2 protein-coding genes are annotated in these 1,894 nt (G+C 39.2%); one reads left to right on the top strand and one right to left on the bottom strand.

Annotated elements, in window-relative coordinates:
- Positions 1 to 186 precede the first annotated feature (186 nt).
- Positions 187 to 1,068 carry a LysR family transcriptional regulator gene (locus GC098_RS07590; RefSeq protein ID WP_171642487.1) on the bottom strand — a complete coding sequence of 294 codons (882 nt, stop codon included), beginning with the start codon at positions 1,066 to 1,068 and terminating at the stop codon, positions 187 to 189.
- Positions 1,069 to 1,196: 128 nt separating this feature from the next.
- Here GC098_RS07590 and GC098_RS07585 point away from each other — a divergent pair, with 128 nt between their 5' ends.
- Complete coding sequence (locus tag GC098_RS07585) at positions 1,197 to 1,511, top strand: antibiotic biosynthesis monooxygenase family protein (RefSeq protein ID WP_246358486.1); 315 nt, start codon at positions 1,197 to 1,199, stop codon at positions 1,509 to 1,511.
- Positions 1,512 to 1,894: the final 383 nt, after the last annotated feature.

Below are 1,894 nucleotides of genomic sequence, written 5' to 3'. Positions count from 1 at the left end.
GACGGTTATAAACATAAGGAATCGTAGGGAAATCCGAATTGAAATAAGCCTTCCTAGATCACGAAACGCTATTCTGGGAATACTGAGCTATCGAGAAACGTTAGTTACATACACTATCAAGCAAAGGCTGTCGGCAAAATCGGCAGCCTTTGCTCAACTAACGGGCAGGATAGCGTGGAATAATATTTAATAGGGGGTTCGATGGGCGACCCATCTTGTAATGAATTCTATCAGTTTTTTTGCCGCTGGAGAGACGTTTTTAAACGAAGTTGTAGCAATACAGATGGAACGATAATACTCCCCGTCCAATGGGCGGCAACATATGTTGTCGGAGAGTTGAGACAAAATCATTTCAGGGAGAATACTCAACCCTAAACCATTTTGCACCATGGCGATTATGGCATGGTCATCTTCTAATTCATACTTGATTTTCGGGATGAGTTTATTTTGCGTGAAAATTCGCTTTACATCGGTGTCACAACCTGCAACAGGCATGATAAAGGGTTCATCAATCATTTGTTCTATTCGAATGGTTGATTGGCCAGCGAGGGGGTGATTCGAACACATAATGCATACCATCCTATCTTTTTGAAGCGGCACCACATCAAATGCTTGTAGAGTAGGCATATTCACAAATCCGAAATCAGCAGTTCCGTTTGCTATCCATTCTTCTATTTCTAAGTAGTTACCATCGAGTAGTTTCATTTCGATATGAGGAAATTGATTCTGAAATAGTTTCATAATATGGGGTAACCATTGAATAGATACGCTTGAGAAAGTACCTATCTTTACTGTACCGATTTCGACCCCCTTTATCGCGGCTACCTCTTGATTAAGTTTTTCATTAAGTTGTAGGATTTCTCTGATGTGTTGTATCAAACGTTCCCCATTGTTTGTTAGTCGGATACCCGATCTGTTCCTTATGAGAAGACTCAGTCCAAATTCAAGTTCCAAGCTAGAAATTGCGTGACTGATTGCTGATTGTGTTAGATTCAACATCTCTCCTGCTTTAGTTAGACTTCCAATTTCGACTACCTTACTGAAAATCTGGTATTTAATTAGATTCATGCTTGTCCCCTATGATACATGAGAATTATTCATCTATGTTATTACAAACATTCATTTTTTTTATCTAAATTATAATAGTATAATCTAATTTATACAAAGAATTTTACGATTGAAGGAGCTTGATGGGAATGGTTCATGAAACAAACGGATCGTATTATGCAGTCATATTTTCAAGTCAACGCACTGCGGTGGATAACGGCTATAATATCATGGCTGAAAAAATGGAGCAACTTGCGACCCAACAACCTGGTTTCTTAGGAGTGGAAAGTGTCAGGGATTCTTCAGGAGTTGGCATTACCATTTCCTATTGGGATAGCCTGGAGGCGATCAGTAACTGGAAGCAGAATCAATCTCACAAAGTTGCCCAGGAGAAAGGTAAGCAAGACTGGTACCAAAATTACAAAATCAAAATTTGTAAAGTTGAAAGAGAGTATTCCTTTTAACAGGATATAAGATTTTTTTTATTAACACTAGTTGTTCGCGTGGACTCTGTTTCCTATTTCCATCTTTCAGAACTTCGGCACACAGCTCGCTATCGACTAGAAGATCTTATCCAGGAATTGGATTGCCTTAAAGGATGTCGGACTATTCAGGGAGACAGCAATGCAGGTGGGGTCTTAAGCGCCATTGGCCGATCTCTTACACAATCTCTTACATGTAAAAGATGCAAATTGATAAGCTTGGAACTGAACAAAAAACTGGAAGTAAATTGTATATATCGTTACGCTAACGAAGAACGATAGTTTCATAACAAAGATCAAACAGGCTACCGAAGATAAACTCGGTGGCCTGTTGTGCTAACGGCCAGTTTAACACAATAAGTAGT

The organism is Paenibacillus phytorum (assembly GCF_013141715.1).
GTDB classification, from domain to species: domain Bacteria; phylum Bacillota; class Bacilli; order Paenibacillales; family NBRC-103111; genus Paenibacillus_E; species Paenibacillus_E phytorum.
Note: the sequence above shows the minus strand (reverse complement) of the source record. Positions and strands in the feature narration are given on the sequence as shown.